Annotated in this window: 3 protein-coding genes and 1 pseudogene; 2 read left to right on the top strand and 2 right to left on the bottom strand. The window is 45.4% G+C overall.

The genetic code is table 11. The annotated features are described in order from the left end of the window. A pseudogene (locus IQ242_RS22100) lies at positions 1–670 on the top strand (poly(A) polymerase); the annotation flags it as partial. Here IQ242_RS22100 and IQ242_RS22095 read toward each other — a convergent pair. Then, positions 667–831: a hypothetical protein gene (locus tag IQ242_RS22095; RefSeq protein WP_002733784.1), complete on the bottom strand. Its 165-nt coding sequence runs from the start codon at positions 829–831 to the stop codon at positions 667–669. The pseudogene IQ242_RS22100 and the gene IQ242_RS22095 sit on opposite strands and share 4 nt — an antisense overlap. A gap of 113 nt (positions 832–944) precedes the next feature. Then, a complete protein-coding gene (locus IQ242_RS22090) occupies positions 945–1,238 on the bottom strand; it encodes an RNA-binding protein (RefSeq protein ID WP_193961424.1) in 294 nt (97 codons plus the stop codon). A gap of 241 nt (positions 1,239–1,479) precedes the next feature. Between IQ242_RS22090 and pheS the strand changes: the two genes are divergently transcribed. After that, entirely contained in the window at positions 1,480–2,484 is a 1,005-nt protein-coding gene (gene pheS, locus IQ242_RS22085) for a phenylalanine--tRNA ligase subunit alpha (protein WP_193961423.1), read from the top strand. Positions 2,485–2,628 lie beyond the last annotated feature (144 nt).

Here is a 2,628-nt window from a genome sequence, read left to right as displayed (position 1 = left end):
GCACACAAATCAGACTGCACCCGCTTTACAGTCCCGTTTAAAAGCGGAGTTGAATTATATTTTAGAGGCGGATTACTGGGAAAGTGCCTTAGAAAAGTTGGCTTATTTGGGGGCTTTGCACTGTTTACACGGGGATTTAAGTTTAAATCGGGCTTTATGGCGACAATTGCGCTGTCTCAGTCGTTGGTTAGATTGTTTAAGTCTGGAATTGCCGGTGAATGCTTGGTTAATGCGGTTGGAATTATTAATCGCTTCTCTGGCTGTGGGGGCAAGAATAGCGATCGCTAATAATTTACAATTGCCTAAAGATACTGTGGGGCGTTTACAAAAACTAGAAGTTATGGAAAAGGAGATTAGCAATAATTTTGCTTATGATCGACCCGTTAGTCAAATTGTCAGCTTTTTCAATGGTTATCAGGTTCCTAGTTTGTTATTGGTGGCGGTGAGGAGTCAGACTCGGATTCGGGGTTTAATCTGGCAATATTTAACTAAATGGTCGCAGATTGAGGCTCCTATCGACGGCAATGACCTAAAAGCTTTGGGTTATCAACCAGGTCCCCAGTTTAAACTATTACTTGCGGCGGTGTTGGGGGCGACTTTAGATGGAATGGTCAGCAATAAAAGCGAGGCTATGGCTTTTATTGCTAGATTAACTAAGTCAGCAGATTAGGTATCGGCTGCCCCTTCATTTTCCGAAGATTGTCTTTGATCGCTGGAATAACCGCCTCTACCTCCTCTGGTGGTGGTACGATTAGAGGCAGCCCGGAATTGACGAGCGTAAGCGCGGTTGCGTTCAGCTTTTTCTTTTTTCAAATTACGACGTTTAGCCACAAGAATCTCCTTGGGATATTTAGATAGACAAGCGGGGAAACGAGCGATCGCTTCCCCTATTGACCATGAAAAGAAGTTAAGTAATCATAGCCTAGAATGGTTACGGTCGGGGATTAGTAGCGACGCTCCCGATTGCGATCACCACCACCGAAGGAAGATTTGGGTTCTTTTTCACGAGCTTGATTGACTTTTAATTCTCGTCCCATCCATTGAGCTCCGTCAAGAGCGGCAATAGCGGCCGCTTCTTGCTGTGGGGTTTCCATTTCCACGAAAGCGAACCCGCGTTTTCTTCCCGTTTCCCGCTCCATGGGGAGGTGAACGCGCTTAATTGTACCGTATTCGTTAAAAACCTCAACTACGTCGCCTTGGTCAACCTCAAAGGGGAGATTACCAACATAAATTGACATAAAACCTATCCTTGCACAGATAAAAACAACAGATTTGTAGAGAACCAAGATTTCGGGAACTAGCTGAACCAATACTAAACAGAAACGCTTTGACCATTAATACTGACAACGAGCCGCAGTGCCGACTTTTATTCTCGATTTCCATCCTAGCACATAGCTATTAGCTTTGATCGATGCTGCCGCTCCCGCCACCTGAGCAGATAAACTAGACTAGAATGCTGCCCTAGAAAATGCCCTAATTATGAGTTTATCCCCCCATCCGATCGAAACTGCCCTAAAAACCCTGGCAGGGAAAGCGGAAAATTCTATTGAACAAACAACAACCCTAGAAGACTTAGAACAGCTAAGGGTGAATTATCTCGGCAAGAAAGGAGAATTATCGCAGATTTTACGGGAAATGGGCAAATTAAGCCCCGAAGAGAGACCGCGCCTCGGTGCGATCGCTAATGAGGTCAAAGAATTAGTACAATCGCTGCTGGAATCCCGGCGAGAAAGTCTAAATAATGCCCAAATTAAGGCGAAATTAGCGGCGGAAACCCTCGATGTCACCCTACCTGCTCTGAGCCGTCCTTTAGGGCGAATTCACCCCTTAAATAGCACAGTTGATCGCATGATCGATATTTTCGTCGGTCTGGGTTACAGCATCGCCACTGGGCCGCAGGTAGAAAGCGATTATTATAATTTTGAGGCTTTAAATATCCCTGCTGACCATCCGGCCCGGGATATGCAGGATACTTTTTTCTTGAGGGATGGTCGTTTATTGCGGACTCATACCTCCCCGGTCCAGATTCGCTACATGGAAAGTCACGAACCCCCGATTCGGATTGTGGCCCCGGGCCGCGTTTATCGTCGCGATACCGTGGATGCAACCCATTCCGCGGTTTTCCATCAAGTGGAATTATTAGCGGTGGACAGGGGATTAACTTTTACGGATTTGAAAGGAACAATTAAAGAATTTCTTAAGCAAATGTTTGGGGCCGATTTACCAGTTAAATTCCGCGCTTCCTACTTCCCTTTTACTGAACCCTCGGCCGAGGTAGATGTGCAGTGGAAAGGCAAATGGTTGGAGGTGATGGGCTGTGGTATGGTGGATCCCAATGTCTTAAAAGCAGTCGGTTATGACCCCCAAATCTATACGGGTTTTGCTGCTGGTTTTGGCGTGGAAAGATTTGCTATGGTATTACATGAGATAGACGATATTCGCCGTTGTTATAATAGCGATATCCGCTTTCTACGACAATTTTAGGGGGATAAACCCGATGGTCATCGAAAATTTTGGGTCTGAAACCCCGTCGTTCTACGACGGCTTTACTGTTAAATATTAGCACATTTACGAAATATATGCTAAAATGTGAGACATGGAAAAAGCCTACTCGTTTCGATTTTACCC

This window comes from Microcystis sp. LEGE 08355 (assembly GCF_015207185.1).
Lineage (GTDB): Bacteria > Cyanobacteriota > Cyanobacteriia > Cyanobacteriales > Microcystaceae > Microcystis > Microcystis panniformis.
The sequence above is the reverse complement of the archived record's forward strand: the minus strand, read 5'-3'. Positions and strand labels throughout refer to the sequence as shown.

Excerpts from the sequence above, each read along its gene's own strand:
- IQ242_RS22090 (WP_193961424.1), bottom strand. The coding sequence starts at position 1,238 with ATGTCAATTTATGTTGGTAATCTCCCCTTTGAGGTTGACCAAGGCGAC.
- pheS (WP_193961423.1), top strand. The coding sequence starts at position 1,480 with ATGAGTTTATCCCCCCATCCGATCGAAACTGCCCTAAAAACCCTGGCA.